Source organism: Roseibium sp. MMSF_3544, assembly GCF_030732845.1.
Lineage (GTDB): Bacteria > Pseudomonadota > Alphaproteobacteria > Rhizobiales > Stappiaceae > Roseibium.
The window spans coordinates 25,825-45,958 of sequence record NZ_JASHKA010000037.1; the positions used below are offsets into that span (position 1 = coordinate 25,825).

Sequence of the window (20,134 nt, forward strand, 5' to 3'; positions counted from 1 at the left end):
CGCGGGCGTTGACGGGAACTCGTTGCTCCCGCTCGGTCTGCCCGTCTAAAAAAACGACAGGCAGACAGCAGAAAGCTAACTTTTCCTGAGTCCGTAGACTCAGTGTCGCTTAAACGAAGTTAAAATCGTCACCGGTGATTATCAGCGTATCAACGCTGTCGCCACCAGCATCAACTTGAATGATCGCGCTGTCTTCATCGCCAGCGAGGTAACGCACATTCGGATCGCCCGCGAGCGCTAGTTCCACCAGGCCTTCGGCTTCACCTGAATCCATTCTTGACCCGCCGAGAATGTCTTTGGCGTCTTTGCTATCGACAAAACTGTCACTTCCGAAGAAGAAGCTGTTTGCTTCGTCATAGTCGAAAAAAGCGGTTTGGCTAACCGCGTTTTTCATGTCGAGACCGTCTTGCTCACCGCCGTTGCCGATGACTTTGTTTCCGATCTCGTCAAAGAGCGCGTCACCTTTGAGCACAAGAGTGTCGACGACGGTGCCGCCCCTCGTTGTAATGTTTACAATGAATGCCGATCCATTGAAGTCGATTTCGATCCCGTCGTCGTTTTGACCATCGTCACTCAAGGCATAGTTAACCAACGCGGCAGCTTCATCTAGTTCGAGCTTAGAACCGCCGATGATTGCTTTAACTGCTGAACTATCAACATCAGCGTCGTTGCCGACAAAACCTTTGTCTTTGTCATCTTCGTAGTCGTAAACCGCAATCTGAGAATCCTTATTCTTTAGGTCTAGTAGCGTTGGAAGCGCTTCGCAGATTGCAGGAATGTCTGACAACGAAGCAAGGACCTCGTTCAACTGATCTCCTTCGAACCGAAGTACGTCCGTGGACCAATCCCCGGCAACGAGTATTTCAACGGCACCGCTTTCGATCTTACCAAGTTGAATAGAGTCTGTTTCACCAAGCGCAGCAACCTTGATCAGTTCAATAAGTTCTGCGTCGACCTCACCAGACTCATTGTCTATCAGGCCAAGTTCCTTGTTTTGGAACCGCTTCCCATCCTGACCCATCGATGCGATATCTTTGAATGCCTGGTTCTCCTTGATGTCGAGAACTGTCAAGGCATTGATGTTATCAAGGTCGATCGTATACGCCTTGGAGCGATCACCAAAATCAACAACTCCAACGTTTCCGCTTTTTTCGCTGGTTTTAAAGACACCGACGTCTTTCTCGTTGAGATAAGGGTCCTTCTTGGAGTCACCTTCCACGATCATGTCTAAAGCACTAGCCATTGTTTCTCCACCACTTAATTCTTTGCCTTCATGGGCAGACACTTATGCAGTGCTATAGATCACTGTTCAGTACTGTTCGTGCACAAGTTTTGTAACGAATGATCTTCATCCAATAGCACTCTGGCTCGAAGAAATTTTAATCAACGAACAGTTGTATTCGTAGGCGTATATCGGCATTAAAATCAAATTAAATTTTTATTAATTTTTTAGATCGTTCCAAATTTGGAAGGGCTCCTAGCTGGTTTTTCGAGCAGGACTTTTTTAATTTTCTAACGTCTTTGTAGGGCTAAGTTCTCCTTGTTTTGGGGCTCAGTCAGGTCGATGCCTTCGACCCCGGGATCTCACGAAGAGCCAAGATTGCTCACAGGTTTTGTCGTATTTTGAAATCCAGAAAACGCAATCTTTACATACCGAACTGCCGCGCCGCGGTGTAGACTGGTGCCATTGCGGGCGGTGCAGCGCACCGCATTCGGATGCCGCCGGTCGTAAAACCTTTTCGTTGTAAGCATTTCGTTCAGCCGGCGGATAAACATGCGCACCTGAAAGGGGAGGAACTGGTCTTGTACTGGAGGTCTTTTCTTTTCGCCGGCAGCCTGCTTGTGTCGGCGTCTACGCCCCTTCTGGCTCTGGATGCGGACCCTTATTGCGTCCGGGAGCCCACCGTAGACTGCCTCCTGGACATGGTTGCCTCGGCGATCGGCGATCTCAGGCCAGGATACCGCACAGACGCAGTTTTGTCGGACTACGGACGTGCGCTCGCTCTGACCGGTCGTGAAGAAGAGGCCCTTGCAATCGCCGAGCGCATCAAGACCGAGCGGAGCCGTAACCAGGTTCTGAAAACACTGGCCGCGCAGCAGCCTGGCAAGGGCGTTGCGTCGTCGGAAAAGCCGCTCCTCGATGAGAGTATCACGGCTGAACGGCGTGTGGTGGACTACGCGATGATGGCGGAGGCGGCGTTTCGAAAGGAAAAGGGCGACGACGCGCGCGCGTTTCTTGATCAGGCGCTTGCTGCCGCAGCCGAGGTCGAGGCGGAAACAAAAGCACCTCACGGACATTACCGGCTTGCAAGCGCACTCGAAATGGCGGGCGATCATGATGCTGCCGAAGAAGCCGCGCGCGCCATTCTGGATCCGTCCAACAGTGCGATCACACTTATCGAACTGGCAACCCGCCGAGCGAAGGACGGGCGGAAGGATGAAGCGCATGCCTTGATGGCCGAAGCTGCGGACCTCAGGGAAGCGCTCCCCGAGGATAAGCGCTACCTGACGCTTTCGCGCGCTGCGGAGTTCAGGATCAAGGAGGGCGAGACGGAGCGAGCCTTGACACTTGCCCGCAGCGCGACCTCCGATCAGGTACGGGAAAGCGTTCTGGGCGGACTTGTGCAAACCGCAGCCCGGGCTGGGAACTGGGCCCTCGCGCGGGGGTTGGCGGAAGAAGCGGGTGCAATGGACGTACTTGCATCGGTCTATGGATATTGCGCCAGCAGCTTTGTGGCGCGTGGCAACGACGGTCCCAATACCTGTCTTGATGAAGCCCATGTCTTGCTGGACGGACTGATCCGCGATGCCGGCGAAAAAACCGGACGCGACCGGTTTATGCTGGACGATGCCATCGTGGCTGTCGCGGTCGCTGAGTCCCTTTCAGATAATCCGGAAGCGGTTGAAAAACTGATCGCCGCACTCCCCGATGTCAGAAGCCGTCAGCATGCGCACCACATGATCATCAACGCGCAGACCGGACGGGACAATACCCTGGCGCTGCTGATGGCGCTGAACCTGGAAACACCGGAAGCCAAGCTTGAGGCACTCGCCCGCATGAGCCGGTTTCTGGCTGCCGATGCAAACAGATAGTGGTCTTGCAGCAGCTCATCGCCTTGAAGCGGACGGACCCTGGAAGACGTCAAGTGTGCCTTTTACCCGTTCGCTCTTTTGAACTGGGCAGGGGTTGTGCCGGTCCATCGCTTGAAGGCGACCGAGAAGGCGGCCTGATCGGAAAAATCGAGCAGGAACGCGACTTGTGCGATGCTGCTTTCTCCCAGGAGAAGTCGTTTGGCGATGTCGCTGCGAGCGGTATCAATGAGCGACTTGTAGTTTGTCCCTTCGGCGGCCAGATGCCGGGTGAATGTGCGCCGTGTCATGCAAAGTTTTGACGCGACTTCATCACCGCTCGGCAGATGTCCGGGCAGCTGTCCGCGCACCAGATTGATAACCTTTTGCGAAAGCGTTGGCGCTGCCTGGCTTTCTGCCTCCAGACGGGCATCTCCATGAATCAGCAGATGATCCAGCAAGGCTGGATCGTAAGTTGAAATCGGGTGATCAAGTCCTCCGAGCGGAAGCCGCACGCCGCTGACAGACTGACCGCAAATGATCTCGCAGTCCGCACAACGTTCGAGCTCGGCGCAGTGGGCAAGGTCATTGGTTTCCAGAACGATCGCCAAGGGACCGAACTCCGGGCCGGCAATTTGCTGGGTTCGCCTGTAGGCCCCGAAAACGAGCAGTTCACGATGTCTCGGCGCCTGATGGCTTGCCAGCACCGAGCTTTCAAAGGCGATGACGGGTCCTTTTGAGGTCTTACTGAGATGAAACTGCAGGTCGGGGTCTTCAAGTGCGTAGTATTTCTGGGCCAGCGCCAGAACCTGACCAACCGTCTCGCTCGCCCTTGCCAGGTAGGCCAATAGGGTTTTTGAGCCGGGTGTCGACAAACCTGCACGGGCCGCGAATGTCCTGTCTCCAAGGACCTCGCAGGAAAGCTCGACGACCGCTGCTTCCGCCGTCAACTCGACCTTTGCTTCCGGGGCATCCAGAATTTTTGCATCGATGCCGCACTTTTCCAGGATTTCATGGAAAGCAAAATCCGCTGCCGGTTCCTGCTCAAAGCACCTGGCTACGTGTTTCAAACGATAGGCACTGACGCGCGGCATCAGTCATGTCTCCCGGATGTATCGATCAGCTGTGCAAGATAGCTGCAAATTGTCCAGAACTGTTAAACGCGTGGCCAGAGCTCAAAAGAACGCGTCTCCTGTTTTCCCCATCTGTCGGCTGTGAACACCGATGCTGCCCTCGGGGGGCGGCCATCTTCAACAGCAAAGGACATTCATCGTGAAGACGTTCATCTTGCCGGCATTGGCCTTTACCGGCGCCCTAACCACCGAGGCCGCCGCAAGTGGCGGCGATCCCAGATGGTGGGTCGTTCCAGGGCAATCCGACTGGTACGCCTGGGTCGGCCTTATCATCTTTTTTCTGGCGATCTTTCTTGTGGTTCATCTTTATTCGCAATTCGACCACTACGCCGAACATCGCGCCAAGGGCACGCCGCTTCGCACCACCATTCCGACCATACTGACCATAGCGCTGGCTTACGAGATCATGCCTGCACTGGACCATTTCAGCATCCTTCTGCCTACGGCCCTGATCCTGACGGCGATCGCCCGGGACTTCATGCTGTGGTGGCGCCCGGATGAAGAGGAGGCAGCACAATGATCGAGCTCCTTGTTACCTCGTTCCCCTTCGTTTTGAGGGTCATGTATCTGCGCTGGCGGAGTCTGCCGATCACGCTTTACAACGTCCATCGGGCTTTGTTCCTGTGGTTCGTGCTGGCATTGATCGTCTTCTTTGCCGTGTTCTACTACTATCCGAAATCCTATACGGGTCTGGTTCCTTTCCGCACCGTTCCCGTCGTTGCCGAAACGGGCGGTACAGTCACTGAGGTTTTCGTCAAGGGCGGTGACCACGTAAAAGTCGGAGATCCCCTTTTTGCGATCGAAAACAGCTCCGAACTGGCGAAAGTGGACTACAGCCAGCGCAAGGTCGAAGAAGTTGAAGCCGCAATGCAGGCTGCCGACCAGGACGTTGAAACAGCCGCTGCCGCGCTCGACGCCGCACATGCAGCTCTCAGACAAGCAGAGCTTGCGCTGGCCGACCAGCGCGAACTGCACTCGCGTGGATCGGCCGCCTATCAGCCCAGCCAGCACGAGCGTGCCATTTCCCAGCGCGACGCGCGCAGCGCGGACGTCGAGGCTGCCAAAAGCAGTCTGGAAACCGCCAAGGTGCAGGCAAAGGCTGTTTTGCCGGCGCAGCTGGAAAGCGCCAGGGCCTCTTTGAAACAGGCCGAGGTAGAACTGGACAAGACCCGGGTGCACAGCTACGTGGACGGCACCGTTGAACAGCTGACGCTGAGTGTCGGTGCCCGCGCTGCTCAGGCTGCGATGAGCCCGGCTCTTCTGATCGTGCCGGACCGCTTGCCGAAGGAAAACGGCCGCATTGTCGCAGGATTTTCGCAGGTGTCCCGCACCGAAATCTATGAGGGCATGGCGGCGGAGATCGCTTGCGAAAGCAACTTCAACATCGCCATGAAGAACACGGTATTGCCGGCCCGCATCACGCGGATCCAGGAGCCGATTTCCTCCGGACAGCTGGCTCCCTCAGGCCGGTTGATGGAACCTGCAGAACGCGCCAAGCGAGGTCAGGTGGTCGCGCATCTGGACCTTGTCCATCCGGAGCATCAGAACCTTCTTGTCCCGGGCAGCGGCTGTATCGTCCAGACCTACACCACCGACCTCAAGGGCGATCTGGAAGGAAGTGTGACCGCTCACGTGATCGAGGCTCTCGGGATCATCAAGGCCGTCGGCCTGCGGATCAAGGCCTGGCTCGGTCTCGCCTCGGGGATCGGTCTTGCGGGCGCGAGCCACTGATCTTCAAACCATCACATCGAAGATGTGCAAACAGGCGCGGGTTCCTGAACCGGCGCCTGTTTTCTTGTGTGTCTCGTCTGTCACCGCTGCTGACCTGTTCCTGAAACAAGCGGCGAAAAACACCTAGGGTCCTGACCCTAAGCGCCCCGGTTTCCTGCGGATAACGGCGCTCTCCCCCACCGGCTTTCCCTTCGCTCAGGCTCCACGGATCAATTTGGCCAGAACGATTAAACACCTGGCCAGGCATCAAAAGATCTCCCGACTCCCATCGACCATATTCACCGTGTCAGCAAGCAAACTGCCCTTTGGGGGGCGGTTGAATTTCAAAGGAGCAGTATCGTGAAAGTAAAAGCACTCACACTCGCAGCAATCGCCTTTTCGATCGGTTATGTCGGCGAAGTAAACCTCAATCCCATTCCGTCCGGTGCGCCAGTGAGCTTTCAATTGAGTGAAGCCAATGCGCAGACGGCATCCCAGAACGCGGCTCGGCGCACGTCCCGCAGAACCTCGCGTCGGGTGAACCGCCGGCACGAGGCCGCCGAGACTGCGGCTGAAAGCAACTAACCCTGACAGCGCCTTAAACCCCACCAGCAATTCATTGACTGCCTTCACGATGGCCGAAGCGCCTGAAGCAGCAAAACTCAAAGGAAATGTAAAATGAACGCCAAAGCACTCACACTTGCCGCTGCCGCCTTTTCAGTTGGATTTGTCAGCAATATCGACTTGCCGTCGCCGCAGTCCACCGGATCTTTATCCTTCAAGGTCGGCGAGGCCAGCGCTCAGACAGCTTCACAAAACGCCGCCCGCCGAACCGCGCGTAGAACCTCCCGAAGGGTCAATCGCCGTCATTCCATTTCAGGCTGCACGCCGTACAACGCCTACTACAATTGCGGTGGTGTGTACTATCAGGCGGTAACGGAGAACGGCACGACAGTGTATGTTGTCGTCAACCCTTAGGACGCTTTCGAACATTGATATCAACGGACTTTCGGGAGCTGGCAATGCCAGCTCCCGAAGCCGTTTTGGTTCTGGAAAACCGAAACTCAAGCCGAGCACTCTCCAGTCCAAATCCTGATCCTTCATTCGCCGAACGGCGAGACGCAGCAAACGGTGACTGCAGCAATCAAGTTAATCCCCTCGACCCGGCCAGGTCTTTTTTCCTAAAGATCAACGGTATTGCACGATACTGAAGACGGCATCGCTCTCCGTGCTTCGATTTTCTAGCCTCCTTCCATGTCATGACGGGAGGAGACTATGACACACCGTAAATTTTCACTCTCAAGACGCTCGCTCATCAAAGCTGGCGGTGCTGTTGCCGCCGCGTCCCTGGTTGGCGGTTTGAGCGCCCCGGCGATCGCCAGGAACCGGCCGATCAAGATTGGCTTTGTGACACCGAAAACCGGACCGCTTGCCATTTTCGCAGAGCCGGACGAGTTCGTTCTCAATCAGTTCCGGTCCCAGCTTGCGAACGGCCTTGAGATAAACGGCACTGCCCACCCTGTTGAGTTCATCGTCAAGGACAGCCAGTCAAGTTCCAACCGCGCGTCGTCCGTGGCGCAGGAACTGATATTCGAGGATGAGGTCGACATCATCACGGCCACATCGACCCCGGATACAACCAACCCGGTCGCCGACCAGGCGGAACTCAACGGTGTCCCGTGCATCACCAACGATACACCGTGGCAGCCGCACTTCTTTGGGCGGCAGGGCGACCCGGAAACCGGGTTCGACTACACGTTTCATTTTTTCTGGGGGCTGGAAGACATCATTTCCGTTTTCACCGGGATCTGGGACGCGGTGGATACCAACAAGGTTGTCGGCGCGCTCTGGCCGAATGATCCGGATGGAAACGCCTGGGGGGATCCGAAGCTCGGCTTTCCGCCCGTCATGAGCGAACGCGGCTACCAGCTTGTCGATACTGGCCGGTTCCAATCCATGACCGATGACTTTTCGTCCCAGATCTCCGCGTTCAAGTCGGCGGGCGTGGAAATCGTGACAGGTGTGGTCATTCCACCGGATTTCACGACATTCTGGACACAGGCAGCGCAGCAGGGCTTCAAGCCGAAGGTCGTCAATGTCGCAAAGGCTTCCGAATTCCCGCAAGCGATGGCTGCCCTTGGAGATCGGGCTGACGGGTTGTCCGTCGAAGTCTGGTGGTCACCCCACCATCCGTTTGCTTCGAGTTTCACAGGACAAAACTCGGCTCAGCTTGCGGCAGATTATGAAAGCGCCACTGGCCGTCCCTGGACCATGCCGCTCGGTTTCAAGCATTCATTGTTTGAAGTCGCGATCGACGCGCTGGGAAGAACTGAAGATCTGGATGACCCGGACAGCATTGCCTCGGCTATTAGAAAGACGTCCCTGGAAACGATCGTCGGTCCGATCGATTTCTCGTCGGGTCCGGTGCCGAACATTGCCAAGACACCGCTCGTCGGTGGTCAGTGGCGCCTTGAGAACGGCGCACCCGTTCTCGATCTCGTCGAAAACCGGGATCACACGAACATTCCCCTGACCGCCGACGTGCGGCCGATCACCTGAACGATCCGGCAAGCCTCCCCACCTGACCCGCTGACTTTTCAGCGGGTCTTTCTTTTGTAGGTTTCGATGATCTTGAAGAAATTGAGGACGTGGGGCTTCGTGTTGTCGCGCCGGGCATGCGCGCTTAACCCCGTGCCGGGGTTTGTGCCCGTGTAGTGCTTGTAAAAGACGCCGGGGCGCTGGGTGGTGGAAACGCTTTCCGGCACCAGCGAAAGGCCCACGCCGACCGAAACCAGGCTTATCGCCGTTTGATAGTCCTGGGCGAAGATCGTTTCCTTCGGCGTAATGCCCTCAGTGTTCAAGACGCCAAGGATATAGTCCGCAAAGCTCGGGCGCGGGCGCCTTGGATAGAGAATGAAGGTCTCAGTCGCTGTGTCTTTCAGCGCGATCTGGCCACTGGCGTTCAAAGGACTGTTGTCGGGCATTGCCAGGACAAGCGGCTCGCGATGCAGCTCGACGGAACGGAATTCCTCGAATGTGAGCGACGGGCGCGCGACGGCAATGTCGATTTCGCGTTGGACCAGTGCGCGCTCAAGATCGGCGTTGTTCATGGCCGACAACGCAAGGTCAACGTCCGGATAATGGGAGCGGTAGGACTTTATGAGGATGGGCAGGACCCCGTGCGAGGCCGAGCCGACAAAAGCGATCCTCAATCGGCCGGCGCTGCCCTGTCCGATGCGTGTGACTTCCCTGAAAGTCGAGTCGAGCTGGTCCAGTATCTGGCGCGCCCGTTCAAGCAGAACGTCGCCTGCCGGCGTCAGCCTGATCTGGGCTCGCGACCGGTCGAACAGCTTGACGTTCAGATCCTTTTCCAGCTGGGCAATCTGCCGCGAAAGGGGCGGTTGCGCCATTTCCAAACGCTCCGCAGCGCGGCCGAAATGGAGTTCTTCGGCAACGGCGACAAAATATCGGAGGCGCTTGAGTTCCATCGGGATTCTTTACGGCATCCGCTCCAGCGCCGCAACGAAGTGGGGGCGAAAGGCTTCAGGATGCTCGCTCATGGGGAAATGACCGATCCCGGGCATGACGTCACATGTTGCCCCGTCGATCGCGTCGGCAGTGCGAAGTGCATCTTCGGGTGTGCATGTCAGGTCATACTCACCGACGAGCAGATGCACGGGCGCACGTTTGGTGTCGATCCTGTGAAGCTGTCCGACAAGACTATCGTCTCTTGTATAGAAACTGAGATCGCCCCGGAAAACGCCCGGCCCAGACTGCATGAACATCCACTGCGTGTTCCATCGTTCGACGCTTGGAGCCTGCGGCGCGATATTGGCGGATACGAGCGCCGCTCCCATCTCGCCCCCGGGCGCGTCGGGCCTGTGAAACCAGTCGATGTCGTACCAGGCCGGCTGGAAGTCCGATGCTTCGATGGCGATGAAGCCGGAAAACCGGCTTGGATGCCTTAAGGCGAGTTGCAACGCGATGCGCCCACCCATGGAACAACCCGCATAGATGGGTTTGTCCAGACCGAGCGCATCTGCAAAGGCGAGGACGGTTGAAATGTAGGTCTCGGTCGTGAGCAGATATTCTTCCGTCTGCCAGCCTTCAGGTGGCAGCGACTTGCCATGCCGGGGCATGTCCGGTGCGATGAAGCGATAGCGGGAGGTCAGTGCCTCGTCGTTCAGGATGTGGCGCCATTGGCGATTGTCGGCGCCGGCTGTGTGAAAGCACAAGACTGGTGTTCCCGTACCTGCCTCTTCGAAATAAATACGCACGGGAGCGCCTTCAATCTCAAGGTTCACATACCGGCCGGTGATCGGTTCAAGATGCGCTATCATCCCGCTGCCTCCTGCCGCCCGAGCGCCATGAACTCCTTGAAGAAACGCAGGTTTTTCACCAGACACAGGATGTCGCCGTCGATCCGTCCGCGATTGAGTTTGACAAGGCCGAAAATGTCGTGGAAGCCGGGTTCCGGCAAGGCGCTCCAGAACCGGTCCAAGGCATCTGCGTCCGTGCGCAGGGCAAACCGCCAGGGGGTTTTCCGGCTCGGGCCTTCCGCGAGAAGCACAAGTTTGCCTTTTTCAAACGTCAGATAGTGCTCGACCGTGTCGACCTCGAGAAGAACGGTTTCAGAGAAAAGGGCGCCAAGCCGTGCAAGATGCGGTCTGTCGTTATGAGACGCCTGCATTTCCTGCAGTCTTGGAAAGACTTGCTGCGGTGTCATGTCATGTCTCCCGGTCAAACCTTGTTGCGATAATCGGATTGACCTGAACGCCCAGTCCGGGCCCGCTTGGCAGATGGACGTGAAAATCCTCAAAGTGAAGGCTTTCAAGCGTCGTGTCAGATTCCAGGATCAACGGGCCGAAATGCTCGGTCCCCCATTGCAGCGACGGCAAAGTTGCAAAAACCGCAAGATGAGCGGCGGCTCCGAGGCTGCTTTCCAGAAGGCATCCTCCATAGAGCTGCAATCCGGCGGCATCTGCGATGCCAGCAACCCTTTTGAGCGCGTGGGCGGACCCGTGCTTGCAGAGTTTCAACGACAGGACCGACCCGGCACCTTCGCTGCAGGCGGCGAGGGCTTCTTCTTCCGTAAACACCGCTTCATCCAGCATGAGCGGAATGGGGCTGCGCGCCGCTGTTCTTGCCATGGCGGCGGTCTGTTCTGCGGGAAGGGGTTGTTCGACGAGGTCGATCTGAAGATCCTTCAGAACCGGCAACCAGCGGATCGTCTCCGCCTCGCTCCAGGCCTGATTGACGTCGGCGATAATCTGCGTTTGCTCCGGCAGGTTCTTGCGAAGTTGCGCCAGGCGCGAAATGTCCTGAGAAGGGTCTGCAAAGCCGAGTTTGATCTTGAATCGGTTGAACTTTCCCGCTTCCAATTTTGAAAGCGCTTCTTCGGTTTCCTGAACCGGGTCGCCCGAAGCGAGTGCCCAGATCACCGAGAACTTTTCTCGCACCGCTCCACCAAGGAGGGTTGCCGCCGATACATCAAGCGTGATCCCCAGGGCGTCGAGCAAGGCAGCGTCCAGAGCGGACTTGGCCGCAAAATTACGCTTTGCCGCCTTGCCCAGCAACAGCGCCGCCGCCTCGAGCTGGCATCCCGGTTTGCCGAGCAAGACAGGCGCGAGGTAACTGTCGATATTGGCCTTGATGGCTTCGACACTTTCTTCTGCCCAACGCGGGCCGCCTAGAGTGGAGGCTTCTCCATGGCCGACAACACCGTTTTCAAACTGAATGGCGACATGAACATAACTTTGGCAATTCACCGATGTGCTTGAAAGACGGTGTTTGCGAATGGTCGGGACGTCCAGAATGCGCGTTTCGACCCTTCGAATGGTCGTGTCGCGCATCAGGTCGCGTGACGGCGTGTGTGCCGCAAGCGTGGCCGGTTGTAACGGTGACATGGGGACCTCGGCTCGGGAATGTGCCCGGCCGGCAAAAGCACCGGCCGGGAAGACGATCACTCGGCTGCGATCTGCAGCTTGGCGTCTGAGCGGATGACGAAATCGAAATCCATGACCAGGTCCGTGTCCGCGCCTTCGCCGGCAGGTTTCATTTCCCCGATCAGATCCTCTTTCACGGCGAATACGGAGTCATTGTCGAGATATTCCGTCTCGCCGTCGTAGATTTGCGAAACGAGTGTCTTGTAGCCCGGCTTCTGGATCAGGAAGTGGATGTGGCCCGGGCGCCAGGGGTGATGGCCCATATAGTTGAGCAACTCACCGGCTGCACCGTCATACGGGATCGGATAGGGCACCGGCCGGATGGCAACGAATTCGTACTGGCCATCGCTGTCGGTCTCAAACCGGCCACGCAGATTGTAGTCCGGCTGGTCCGGGTCCTGTTGTTCGTAAAGACCGTTGGGCGCATCCTCCCAGACATCCACGATAACGCCGGAAACGGGAACGCCGTCCGTGTCCAGGATCCGGCCGCGAACCCGAACGGTTTCCTGGCCCTCGAAGGACTTCTGGACAATTGAAGCGCCCTTGGGCAGGACGGGTGGATTGTCCCGGTAGAACGGGCCCAAGACGGTGGTGACGGTTTCGCCGTGTGTCGGCATCTGGTCGAGCATGTCGACGAGCACTTCCACGCCGATAATGTCCGAGATCAGAATGAACTCGTTGCGGGCATCATCGGAAATGTCCCCGGCGCGGCGGAGCCATTCCATCGCCTCGAGCCATTCGGCGTAGCTCAGGTTCACTTCCTTGCAGAAATTGTGAATGTGCTTCAGGGCACTGACCAGGATTTCCCTGTTGCGCGGGGGAATGTCGTCACCGAGCGACGTTGTTACGGCGTCCGTGATGTTTTCCAGGGTGATGTTACGCATGCTCTCCTCCATCGATCGCAGTCAACTTGCTTTCCGTCACAGTGACGCGATCGTCGCCCGGGACCAATGCTCGCTCGGGTATACGGTCATACCGATGTGATATCACGCGCCGGCAATCTTAACGAACAAGGTATTACGCGACACCGAAACCGGCATTGAGCCTTCAGCCACACTCCGTCCAGTTTGAGGGCAGGAGGACGGTATCATGGATGTCTTGAGGCTCGATGCGGTTTCAAAGAAATATGGGGCGCTCACGGTAACCGACGGCGTTTCCCTGTCCGTGCCGGAGGGGCAGGCGCTTGGGATCATCGGACCGAACGGAGCCGGCAAGAGCACGCTCTTTAATCTGATCGGCGGCACGACGACCGTCAGTTCAGGGCGGATCTTTTTCAATGAAGCCGACATAACCGGTTTTTCGGCGGCCGAGCGTTGCAACGCGGGGATTGCCCGTTCCTTTCAGATCCCGCACCCGTTTGTCGGATTGACCGTCTACGAGAACCTGCTTGTTGCCGAAGCGTTTGGCATCGGCGGCAAACCGGCGGATGGGGAGGGGTGCCGGGAGATCCTTCACCAGACCGGACTTCTGTCAAAGGCCAATACACCCGCTGGAAAGTTGTCCCTTCTGGAACGCAAGCGCCTTGAGCTGGCGCGCGCGCTGGCAACCCGCCCGCGGCTGCTTCTTCTGGATGAAATTGCCGGCGGTCTCACCGACGGGGAATGCAAGCTCCTGGTCGAGTTGATCAAGCGGATCCACGCAAGCGGCGTCTCGATCATCTGGATCGAGCACATTGTTCATGCGCTCACCGCGGTCGCTGAGCGACTGGTTGTCATCGACTACGGCAGGGTGATTGCGGACGGTGATCCGGCGGAGGTGATCAACGAGCCGGTCGTGAAGGAAATCTATCTGGGGATTGATGTCGATGACGAAGCTGCTTGAAACGCAGGACCTGAAAGCGTTTTACGGCGACTTTCAGGCCTTGTTCGGTGTCGATATCGCAGTGGACGAAGGCGAGACGGTTGCCATCATCGGTGCGAACGGTGCCGGCAAGTCGACCCTGCTGAGATCGCTGACGGGTCTTCACCCGGTCCCCGGACAATCCATCGGTTTCTGCGGAACCGCCATCTCCGGCCTGGCGGCCAATCGCATTCACCAGCTCGGTCTGGCGATGGTGCCTGAAGGCCGTCGCCTGTTTCCCTCGCTGAGCGTTGAGGAAAATCTGAAGATCGGCGCATCCGGAAGACGCAAGGGTCCCTGGTCGCTCGATGAGGTCTATCGCCTATTCCCGGCCCTTCTGGAACGCAAGCGTCACGGCGGCTCGGAACTCTCTGGCGGTCAGCAGCAGATGGTCGCCATAGGCAGAGCCCTGATGTCCAATCCGAAGCTTTTGCTGTGTGACGAGCTCAGCCTCGGTCTTGCCCCGAAAATCGTGCGGGAGATCTATGCGGCTGTGCCGCTCATCCGTGAACGTGGCACATCGCTGGTGGTCATCGAACAGGATATTGCGCAGGCCCTGAAGGTCGCTGACCGGGTCTACTGCCTGCAGGAGGGACGCGTCTCGCTCGAGGGCGAACCAGCAGATCTCACAAGAGATGAAATTGCAAAGGCCTATCTTGGCACGGAGGAGGCTGCCTGATGGAAATGATCAATGTCATCCTGCAAGGGGTGCTTCTCGGGGGGCTCTACGCCCTATTCGCCGCCGGACTTTCGCTGATGTTCGGCGTCATGCGGTTCATCAACATTGCGCATGGCGATTTCATCGTCGTTGCTGCCTATCTGATGCTGGTGGCTGTCCTGTTCCTCGGTCTGAACCCGATCATCGGCATTTTGCTGGTGGTCGTTTTGATGGCAGCCGTCGGATATGCGGGGCAGCGGATCTTGCTCAACCGGGTCCTCGATGATGACATTCTGCCACCGGTCCTTGTGACGTTCGGATTGTCGATCATCATCCAGAACAGCCTTCTTGAGACCTTCAGCGCCGACAGCCAGCGTGTACCGGCAAGTGGCTTTGACACGGCGAGCCTCTCCCTATCCGGAGATCTGGCGGTTGGTCTCCTGCCACTGGCCATGTTCCTGGCGGCTATCGGCGTCATCGGAGTGCTTCAGTTTGTTTTCTACAACACAGCGCTGGGCCGCCTGTTGCGGGCGACATCCGACGATCCGGAAATCGTGCCGTTGATGGGTGCAAACAACGGGCATGTCTTTGCACTGGCGACCGCAATTGCCAGCGGTGTCGTCGCGATCGCCGGCACAATGCTTGCCATGAAAACCAACTTCGACCCGACCATCGGCCCGTCGCGGCTGCTGTTTGCCTTCGAAGCGGTCATCATCGGCGGCATGGGCAATATCTGGGGCACCCTGGCGGGTGGGATCATTCTCGGCGTTGCCCAGGCAATCGGTGCCCAGATCGACGCGGGTTACCAGATCCTCGCCGGACATCTTGCGTTTCTCGCAGTCCTGATCGTGCGGCCGTCCGGTCTGTTTGCCAAAGCGAAGGGATAACGTCATGGAGATTGCAACACAAAGAGCTCCCGCCATTGGGAGCAACCCGGCGAACTACATGCTTGTCGCCGCCGCCCTAGTTTGTCTTGTGGCCCTGGTGAGTGCACCGCTTTGGGCCGGGCGGGCGGATCTGAGGATGCTCATGGAAGCCCTGAGTTTCCTGGCTCTGGCCCAGATGTGGAACCTGCTTGCGGGTTACACGGGACTGATTTCCGTCGGGCAACAGGCCTTCGTTGGCATCGGCGGATATCTGTTCTTCGCGCTGGCCATGTTTGGTGGAATACCGGTTCTCGCTGCGATGCCGATTGCAGCCCTGATCGCGGGCCTGATCGCTGTCCCCACAGGCTGGCTGCTGTTTCGCCTTCAAGGGGCTTATTTCGCAATCGGCACATGGGTGGTCGCCGAGGTCTTCCGGCTGACGGCTGCGCAGTTTCCCGCGCTTGGCGGCGGGTCGGGCATCTCTTTGCCGGTGAGTGTTGCCAAGTCTATTGCTGACACCCGGGCAGGCCGTGAAATGGTGATGTACTACATCGCTCTCTTCATCGCGCTTGGGGCAGTCCTTGCCGTGTGGCTGCTCTTGCGCTCGCGCTGGGGCCTGGCCCTAAATGCGATCCGCGACAGCGAAACAGCAGCGGGAAGTCTTGGTGTCAGGATCCGCCGGATCAAATTCGCGGTCTATGTCGGTACGGCGATCGGAACCGCCTTCACGGGTGCTTTCATCTTCTTCCAGAAGCTGCGCATCACACCGGATGCGGCCTTCAGCGTGACGGAATGGTCGGCCTTCGTGATCTTCATCGTGGTCATCGGTGGCCTCGGTACGATTGAGGGCCCGATCCTGGGCGTGATCCTGTTCTTTTTGCTGCGCGACATCGCAGCGGACCTGGGCACGATTTATCTGATCGGTCTCGGTGTCGTGGCGATCGCGGTCATGCTCATCGACCGGCGAGGCATCTGGGGCGCGTTGAAGGCGCGGGGCGTTCCCAGTCTTTTCAAGATCCAGAGGCACCTGAAGTGACCGGAAAACCCTGCATCATCTGCGTTGCGATCACCGGTTCCCTGACGCGCAAGGAGCACAATCCGGCCGTGCCGATCACGGTCTCGGAACAGGTGGAAAGCACGCAAGAAGCCTTCGAGGCCGGGGCAACGATCTGTCATGCGCATGTGCGCAACGACGATCAGACCCCCAGCTCCGATCCGGAAAAGTTCGCCCGGCTCAAGGAAGGCTTGGAAAAGCACTGCCCCGGCATGATCATCCAGTTCTCCACCGGCGGACGCTCTGGTGCCGGCAAGGAACGCGGCGGCATGCTGCCCCTCAAACCCGACATGGCTTCGCTCTCTGTCGGCTCCAACAACTTCCCGACGCGCGTCTACGAGAACGCGCCGGATCTGGTCGACTGGCTTGCGGGCGAAATGCGCACGCACAACGTCAAACCGGAGATCGAGGCCTTCGACCTGAGCCACATTCACCAGGCCGCAGCCATGAACCGGGACGGACGCATTCCGGGCGACATCTACATCCAGTTCGTCATGGGTGTGAAAAACGCCATGCCGGCGGACAAGGATGTCTTCGACTACTACGTCCGGACCGTGGAACGCCTGATGCCGGCCGCGGAATGGTGTGCGGCCGGGATCGGCGCCAGCCAGCTCACCCTGAACGAGTGGTCCATCGCTGCCGGCGGCCATGCACGCACCGGGCTGGAGGACAATATCCGCCTTGACCGGGACCGGCTTGCGCCTTCCAACGCGGCACTCGTCAAGCGCACCGCCGAGATCTGCGCCGCCAACAACCGCTCCGTCGCAACACCTCAGCAAGCCCGGGACATTCTCGGCCTGAAGTGAGGCCCAATTTTCGACTTGATTAATTGTGCGCTGACGACACACTTGTCGGACATTTCAAAGACGTCATGACGACGTCTCCGGGGGAGCTATTTTCATGAAATCACTTTTCAGAGACATGGTGCGATGGTCTTCCTGCTTTGGCACCTTGGCTCTCCTCGCCTCTCCTGCAAGCGCAACATCCAACATGTTCTGCGATGGCATCGACTCCGGTGTTGAAGTCAATATTCTGTTCGGCGCCGGACCTGTCCTGACCATAATCGACGTCACGTTAAGCACCGAAACCCAGTACTTTTCGACCCAGAAAAGGGACGGTGCGACGCCAGCATGGATTGCTCGAGATTTTGCGGACGATGACATGGTGAAGGTCGATCTGATTGATGACCAGGCAAGCGATCTGATTGCGTCAATACGTGTTGTGCGATCCGACGATGAGGAGCCGTATCAGATCGGATATGTCCAGCTTACCGGATCTCCAACGATGGGCGTGACCTGCGTCGGGCCCTGACGAAAGCAGTCCGGGAAGCAAGAAACGCGATATCGGACCGGGAAAATTGCGGAACCAGGGCAGTTTTCGATCCTGATGGATATTTCGGCGGAGGTCCTGGCACCTTTGCCGCTGTGGGCAAGCCCCAATGCGCCCAAGACACGCACCGGGGCGTTGTTCGCAAGTTAATCAGTTGGCCAGCTGGTATACAGTGATCTCCTGATCAGAAGATTCCACCCGAAGCGGGATGAGATCCTGATACGCCTTGGAGTCATGCCATGCATCCAGAGCCGCTATCGTCGGAAAGCGCACGACAACAGCGAGTTGATGCGTGTCTGCTCGTCCGGACAGGGCCCGGGGATCCTTGCCACTCGCAAGGAGTTCCGCACCGTGTTGGGAAGCGATTTCCTTGGATTTTTGCAGGTAGTCCTGAAACTTCTCCTGATCCTTGATGGTGACACGTGAGATGAAGAGTGCGCTCATGAAATCCTCCTTGGGCTGAGCCGCTGCGTTGGACGGTGCAGGAGCACCGTCCGGGTGGAAATTGAATTGGAGAAAGCGTTTTGCAGCCGCTCAAGCTGCGCTGACAGGGTTTTGCGCGACGCGTTGCGGTTGATGCGTCGTCACCCAGTCCGCACTGTTTTGACTGAACTTGGGGCGCGGAATGCAAACATAGTCCCGATCCGACTGAACCTTTGTCAGGTCCAATGCTGGGGTCAGGAGAATCTTCGCGAAGTTCAATAAGGCCTTCACGCGCCTGAGCGAGGTCGTGCGAAGCTCGGACCGTTCGGCAACTGCGCGCCGGACGATACTCTCAAACCGTTCCGGCAAACGGCCACCGACCCGCCGGACGGCGTCCGTCGGTGCGTTCACGGCGAAGCTGCCGCGCCGGTATTCATCTGCGTAAATCGCCAATTGTGACACGGCTGCCTCGGAATAGTTGGAGGGCGGCAGCGCTCTGAGTGCTTTTGACATCATCTTCTCGGAGATGTCCATGTACCGAACCTTCCGGCCAAGCACACTCCCGATGGAAGCAGCGATCTCGTTCGGCGACATCAGTTCAGGTCCAGTTGGCCGATAGGACTTTCCGGCGTGTCGACCGGGGTCGGACAAGGCAGCAACCGCGACGCTTGCAATGTCTTCATTTGATGGCGGCGCATTTTTTTTCTGATCTCCCGGACCCAGGGGCATTGTGAACACCCCCAGATGTGCCGCCATGTCGAGGACCATCAGATAGTTGTCCGCAAACCATCCTGGGTTGACGGAGGTTACGGTGAACTTGGACGACATCCGGATAAGCAAATCGGAGATATAAACCTCTCGCGTAAACAAGGACGGATGATCCGCGTCGGACAACCATTGGCCAAGCGTTACGACGTGTTCCAGGTCAACCTCATGGGCGGCGGCCGTGAAGATCGCATTGAAGTGCAATCCGTTTGGCGCGGTCGGCGCGCATTGATATGCCCGCTTCATGCCTTGCATGGCCCGGCGCATGTCAGAGAGCGCGTATTGGTCTCCTTCAAAAATCTCGGCGCCGGCGCGGGCAAGGGCATCTGACCGACCATCACGCTTGCGAACAAACGCCCGGACGGGAAACCCTTTTTCAAGCAATTGGGTCGTGACGTGCCGGCCGGTCTTACCGGCAGCACTGGTGACTAGAATTCTGGGCAGGGTTGACATCGGGGGTCTCCTGATCAATGTGGCACTTCTTGAATTAAAGTTGTTACTTTATTTTTTAAAGTAACATTTTTGTGAGGATGCTATGGCAAAAGCACGTTCCTACAGGCTGCTCTGTCCGATTGCCCGTGCACTGGATCGAATTGGTGATCGATGGACCCTGCTAATCCTTCGGGATCTCCACGCCGGGCCGGCCAGGTTTTCCGAACTCCAGCGCGGCTTGACCGGAATTGCCGCAAATCTGTTGACGGAGAGGCTGGCGAAACTGGTTGACGACGGCCTCGCGAGAAAAGCTGACGCCGGTCACGGCGCGACGGTCTATGAGTTGACCGCTCTCGGCAAACAAACCTCGGACATCATCTTTGAACTTGCAGCATTCGGGGCGCGTTTCGCGCCAGAGGACGACATTGTTCCACCCGGTAATCTGAGAACAGTTGCCACAACTATGGGAGCGGCAGCCAGGCGTGTAGCGACCCCAGAGATGAACTTCGACGCGACTGTTTTGGTTGATGGCGAACAGATGTGCCTGAACGTCAGTGAGGGATCTGCAGACATGACATACGGTGAATGCCGTGCGCCTGACCTGACATTCTCAACGTCCTATTCTGCCTTGCTTGCTCTTACGGAGGGAGACATGGATCCAGATGAGTTCGCAGCAAACCACTGCAGTCTTGAGGTTCGCTCACCGGGAAAAGAGGCTGAGTTTATGGAGCTGATGTCGAGAATTACCGACATGTTGAGGACGGCCTGACGGTTTTTCGGTCAAGTGAAACGGCTACAGGTTGCCGAGCTGGGCTCTAGGGTACGGACTCATACATGAAGTCAATTTGGTTTGGATCGTTTTGACCAGCGGCAAGGAGCGAAAGCGCAGGAAATGTGGTTCATTTTCAAGC

The 20,134-nt window shown here is 57.7% G+C and carries 22 protein-coding genes; 13 read left to right on the forward strand and 9 right to left on the reverse strand.

The genetic code is table 11. The annotated features are described in order from the left end of the window. Positions 1-109: 109 nt before the first annotated feature. Complete coding sequence (locus tag RBB47_RS29215; protein WP_305989459.1) at positions 110-1,285, reverse strand: hypothetical protein; 1,176 nt, start codon at positions 1,283-1,285, stop codon at positions 110-112. Positions 1,286-1,803: 518 nt separating this feature from the next. Here RBB47_RS29215 and RBB47_RS29220 point away from each other — a divergent pair. After that, on the forward strand, positions 1,804-3,093 hold the full coding sequence (locus RBB47_RS29220; RefSeq protein ID WP_305989460.1) for a hypothetical protein: 1,290 nt from the start codon (positions 1,804-1,806) through the stop codon (positions 3,091-3,093). A 62-nt stretch (positions 3,094-3,155) separates the two neighbouring features. On the opposite strand, the gene RBB47_RS29225 is transcribed toward RBB47_RS29220, so the two are convergent. Then, the gene (locus tag RBB47_RS29225) at positions 3,156-4,163 is read right to left on the reverse strand and encodes an AraC family transcriptional regulator (RefSeq protein WP_305989461.1); all 1,008 of its coding nucleotides are present in this window, start codon (positions 4,161-4,163) and stop codon (positions 3,156-3,158) included. 178 nt (positions 4,164-4,341) lie between these two features. Here RBB47_RS29225 and RBB47_RS29230 point away from each other — a divergent pair, with 178 nt between their 5' ends. The 5 genes from RBB47_RS29230 to RBB47_RS29250 all read left to right on the forward strand — a co-directional run bounded on the left by RBB47_RS29230 (position 4,342) and on the right by RBB47_RS29250 (position 8,471). Then, positions 4,342-4,722 (forward strand): hypothetical protein, encoded by a 381-nt coding sequence (locus RBB47_RS29230; protein ID WP_305989462.1) that lies wholly within the window; start codon positions 4,342-4,344, stop codon positions 4,720-4,722. Next, positions 4,719-5,933, forward strand: coding sequence for an HlyD family secretion protein (locus RBB47_RS29235; protein ID WP_305989463.1), 1,215 nt, complete (start codon positions 4,719-4,721; stop codon positions 5,931-5,933). The genes RBB47_RS29230 and RBB47_RS29235 overlap by 4 nt, the downstream gene beginning before the upstream one ends. A gap of 339 nt (positions 5,934-6,272) precedes the next feature. Then, positions 6,273-6,497, forward strand: a complete 225-nt coding sequence (locus RBB47_RS29240; protein WP_305989464.1) for a hypothetical protein — start codon at positions 6,273-6,275, stop codon at positions 6,495-6,497. Positions 6,498-6,590: 93 nt separating this feature from the next. Next, positions 6,591-6,890, forward strand: a complete 300-nt coding sequence (locus RBB47_RS29245; RefSeq protein WP_305989465.1) for a hypothetical protein — start codon at positions 6,591-6,593, stop codon at positions 6,888-6,890. 297 nt (positions 6,891-7,187) lie between these two features. Beyond that, positions 7,188-8,471, forward strand: coding sequence for an ABC transporter substrate-binding protein (locus RBB47_RS29250; RefSeq protein ID WP_305989466.1), 1,284 nt, complete (start codon positions 7,188-7,190; stop codon positions 8,469-8,471). A gap of 38 nt (positions 8,472-8,509) precedes the next feature. On the opposite strand, the gene RBB47_RS29255 is transcribed toward RBB47_RS29250, so the two are convergent. The 5 genes from RBB47_RS29255 to RBB47_RS29275 are packed head-to-tail and all read right to left on the reverse strand — an operon-like array spanning position 8,510 to position 12,741. Continuing rightward, positions 8,510-9,400 carry a LysR substrate-binding domain-containing protein gene (locus RBB47_RS29255; protein WP_305989467.1) on the reverse strand — a complete coding sequence of 297 codons (891 nt, stop codon included), beginning with the start codon at positions 9,398-9,400 and terminating at the stop codon, positions 8,510-8,512. A gap of 9 nt (positions 9,401-9,409) precedes the next feature. Then, the gene (locus RBB47_RS29260) at positions 9,410-10,252 is read right to left on the reverse strand and encodes an alpha/beta fold hydrolase (protein WP_305989468.1); all 843 of its coding nucleotides are present in this window, start codon (positions 10,250-10,252) and stop codon (positions 9,410-9,412) included. Further along, the gene (locus RBB47_RS29265; RefSeq protein ID WP_305989469.1) at positions 10,249-10,638 is read right to left on the reverse strand and encodes a hypothetical protein; all 390 of its coding nucleotides are present in this window, start codon (positions 10,636-10,638) and stop codon (positions 10,249-10,251) included. Before RBB47_RS29265 ends, RBB47_RS29260 begins: the two co-directional genes overlap by 4 nt. 1 nt (position 10,639) lies before the next feature. Beyond that, complete coding sequence (locus RBB47_RS29270; RefSeq protein ID WP_305989470.1) at positions 10,640-11,818, reverse strand: muconate/chloromuconate family cycloisomerase; 1,179 nt, start codon at positions 11,816-11,818, stop codon at positions 10,640-10,642. Between the two features lie 56 nt (positions 11,819-11,874). Continuing rightward, a complete protein-coding gene (locus tag RBB47_RS29275; RefSeq protein ID WP_305989471.1) occupies positions 11,875-12,741 on the reverse strand; it encodes a dioxygenase in 867 nt (288 codons plus the stop codon). Positions 12,742-12,946: 205 nt separating this feature from the next. On the opposite strand from RBB47_RS29275, the gene RBB47_RS29280 reads away from it, so the two are divergent. The 6 genes from RBB47_RS29280 to RBB47_RS29305 all read left to right on the forward strand — a co-directional run bounded on the left by RBB47_RS29280 (position 12,947) and on the right by RBB47_RS29305 (position 17,585). Next, positions 12,947-13,678 (forward strand): ABC transporter ATP-binding protein, encoded by a 732-nt coding sequence (locus RBB47_RS29280; protein WP_305989472.1) that lies wholly within the window; start codon positions 12,947-12,949, stop codon positions 13,676-13,678. Further along, positions 13,662-14,375 carry an ABC transporter ATP-binding protein gene (locus RBB47_RS29285; protein ID WP_305989473.1) on the forward strand — a complete coding sequence of 238 codons (714 nt, stop codon included), beginning with the start codon at positions 13,662-13,664 and terminating at the stop codon, positions 14,373-14,375. The genes RBB47_RS29280 and RBB47_RS29285 overlap by 17 nt, the downstream gene beginning before the upstream one ends. Continuing rightward, entirely contained in the window at positions 14,375-15,241 is an 867-nt protein-coding gene (locus tag RBB47_RS29290) for a branched-chain amino acid ABC transporter permease (RefSeq protein ID WP_305989474.1), read from the forward strand. The genes RBB47_RS29285 and RBB47_RS29290 overlap by 1 nt, the downstream gene beginning before the upstream one ends. Positions 15,242-15,245: 4 nt before the next feature. Further along, positions 15,246-16,256, forward strand: coding sequence for a branched-chain amino acid ABC transporter permease (locus RBB47_RS29295; protein ID WP_305989475.1), 1,011 nt, complete (start codon positions 15,246-15,248; stop codon positions 16,254-16,256). Continuing rightward, a complete protein-coding gene (locus RBB47_RS29300) occupies positions 16,253-17,080 on the forward strand; it encodes a 3-keto-5-aminohexanoate cleavage protein (protein WP_305989476.1) in 828 nt (275 codons plus the stop codon). The genes RBB47_RS29295 and RBB47_RS29300 overlap by 4 nt, the downstream gene beginning before the upstream one ends. Before the next feature lie 94 nt (positions 17,081-17,174). Next, a complete protein-coding gene (locus tag RBB47_RS29305) occupies positions 17,175-17,585 on the forward strand; it encodes a hypothetical protein (protein ID WP_305989477.1) in 411 nt (136 codons plus the stop codon). 168 nt (positions 17,586-17,753) lie between these two features. Here RBB47_RS29305 and RBB47_RS29310 read toward each other — a convergent pair whose 3' ends face one another. Together RBB47_RS29310 and RBB47_RS29315 are read right to left on the reverse strand one after the other, a co-directional pair. Continuing rightward, positions 17,754-18,047 (reverse strand): DUF1330 domain-containing protein, encoded by a 294-nt coding sequence (locus tag RBB47_RS29310; RefSeq protein WP_305989478.1) that lies wholly within the window; start codon positions 18,045-18,047, stop codon positions 17,754-17,756. 90 nt (positions 18,048-18,137) lie between these two features. Continuing rightward, the gene (locus RBB47_RS29315) at positions 18,138-19,244 is read right to left on the reverse strand and encodes an NmrA family NAD(P)-binding protein (RefSeq protein WP_305989479.1); all 1,107 of its coding nucleotides are present in this window, start codon (positions 19,242-19,244) and stop codon (positions 18,138-18,140) included. 82 nt (positions 19,245-19,326) lie between these two features. Here RBB47_RS29315 and RBB47_RS29320 point away from each other — a divergent pair, with 82 nt between their 5' ends. Continuing rightward, positions 19,327-19,992 carry a helix-turn-helix domain-containing protein gene (locus RBB47_RS29320; protein ID WP_305989480.1) on the forward strand — a complete coding sequence of 222 codons (666 nt, stop codon included), beginning with the start codon at positions 19,327-19,329 and terminating at the stop codon, positions 19,990-19,992. Positions 19,993-20,134: the final 142 nt, after the last annotated feature.

Coding starts and splice junctions, on each gene's coding strand:
- RBB47_RS29225 (WP_305989461.1), bottom strand. CDS start 4,163: ATGCCGCGCGTCAGTGCCTATCGTTTGAAACACGTAGCCAGGTGCTTT.
- RBB47_RS29235 (WP_305989463.1), top strand. CDS start 4,719: ATGATCGAGCTCCTTGTTACCTCGTTCCCCTTCGTTTTGAGGGTCATG.
- RBB47_RS29245 (WP_305989465.1), top strand. CDS start 6,591: ATGAACGCCAAAGCACTCACACTTGCCGCTGCCGCCTTTTCAGTTGGA.
- RBB47_RS29250 (WP_305989466.1), top strand. CDS start 7,188: ATGACACACCGTAAATTTTCACTCTCAAGACGCTCGCTCATCAAAGCT.
- RBB47_RS29255 (WP_305989467.1), bottom strand. CDS start 9,400: ATGGAACTCAAGCGCCTCCGATATTTTGTCGCCGTTGCCGAAGAACTC.
- RBB47_RS29260 (WP_305989468.1), bottom strand. CDS start 10,252: ATGATAGCGCATCTTGAACCGATCACCGGCCGGTATGTGAACCTTGAG.
- RBB47_RS29265 (WP_305989469.1), bottom strand. CDS start 10,638: ATGACACCGCAGCAAGTCTTTCCAAGACTGCAGGAAATGCAGGCGTCT.
- RBB47_RS29270 (WP_305989470.1), bottom strand. CDS start 11,818: ATGTCACCGTTACAACCGGCCACGCTTGCGGCACACACGCCGTCACGC.
- RBB47_RS29275 (WP_305989471.1), bottom strand. CDS start 12,741: ATGCGTAACATCACCCTGGAAAACATCACGGACGCCGTAACAACGTCG.
- RBB47_RS29280 (WP_305989472.1), top strand. CDS start 12,947: ATGGATGTCTTGAGGCTCGATGCGGTTTCAAAGAAATATGGGGCGCTC.
- RBB47_RS29285 (WP_305989473.1), top strand. CDS start 13,662: ATGACGAAGCTGCTTGAAACGCAGGACCTGAAAGCGTTTTACGGCGAC.
- RBB47_RS29290 (WP_305989474.1), top strand. CDS start 14,375: ATGGAAATGATCAATGTCATCCTGCAAGGGGTGCTTCTCGGGGGGCTC.
- RBB47_RS29295 (WP_305989475.1), top strand. CDS start 15,246: ATGGAGATTGCAACACAAAGAGCTCCCGCCATTGGGAGCAACCCGGCG.
- RBB47_RS29305 (WP_305989477.1), top strand. CDS start 17,175: ATGAAATCACTTTTCAGAGACATGGTGCGATGGTCTTCCTGCTTTGGC.
- RBB47_RS29310 (WP_305989478.1), bottom strand. CDS start 18,047: ATGAGCGCACTCTTCATCTCACGTGTCACCATCAAGGATCAGGAGAAG.
- RBB47_RS29315 (WP_305989479.1), bottom strand. CDS start 19,244: ATGTCAACCCTGCCCAGAATTCTAGTCACCAGTGCTGCCGGTAAGACC.
- RBB47_RS29320 (WP_305989480.1), top strand. CDS start 19,327: ATGGCAAAAGCACGTTCCTACAGGCTGCTCTGTCCGATTGCCCGTGCA.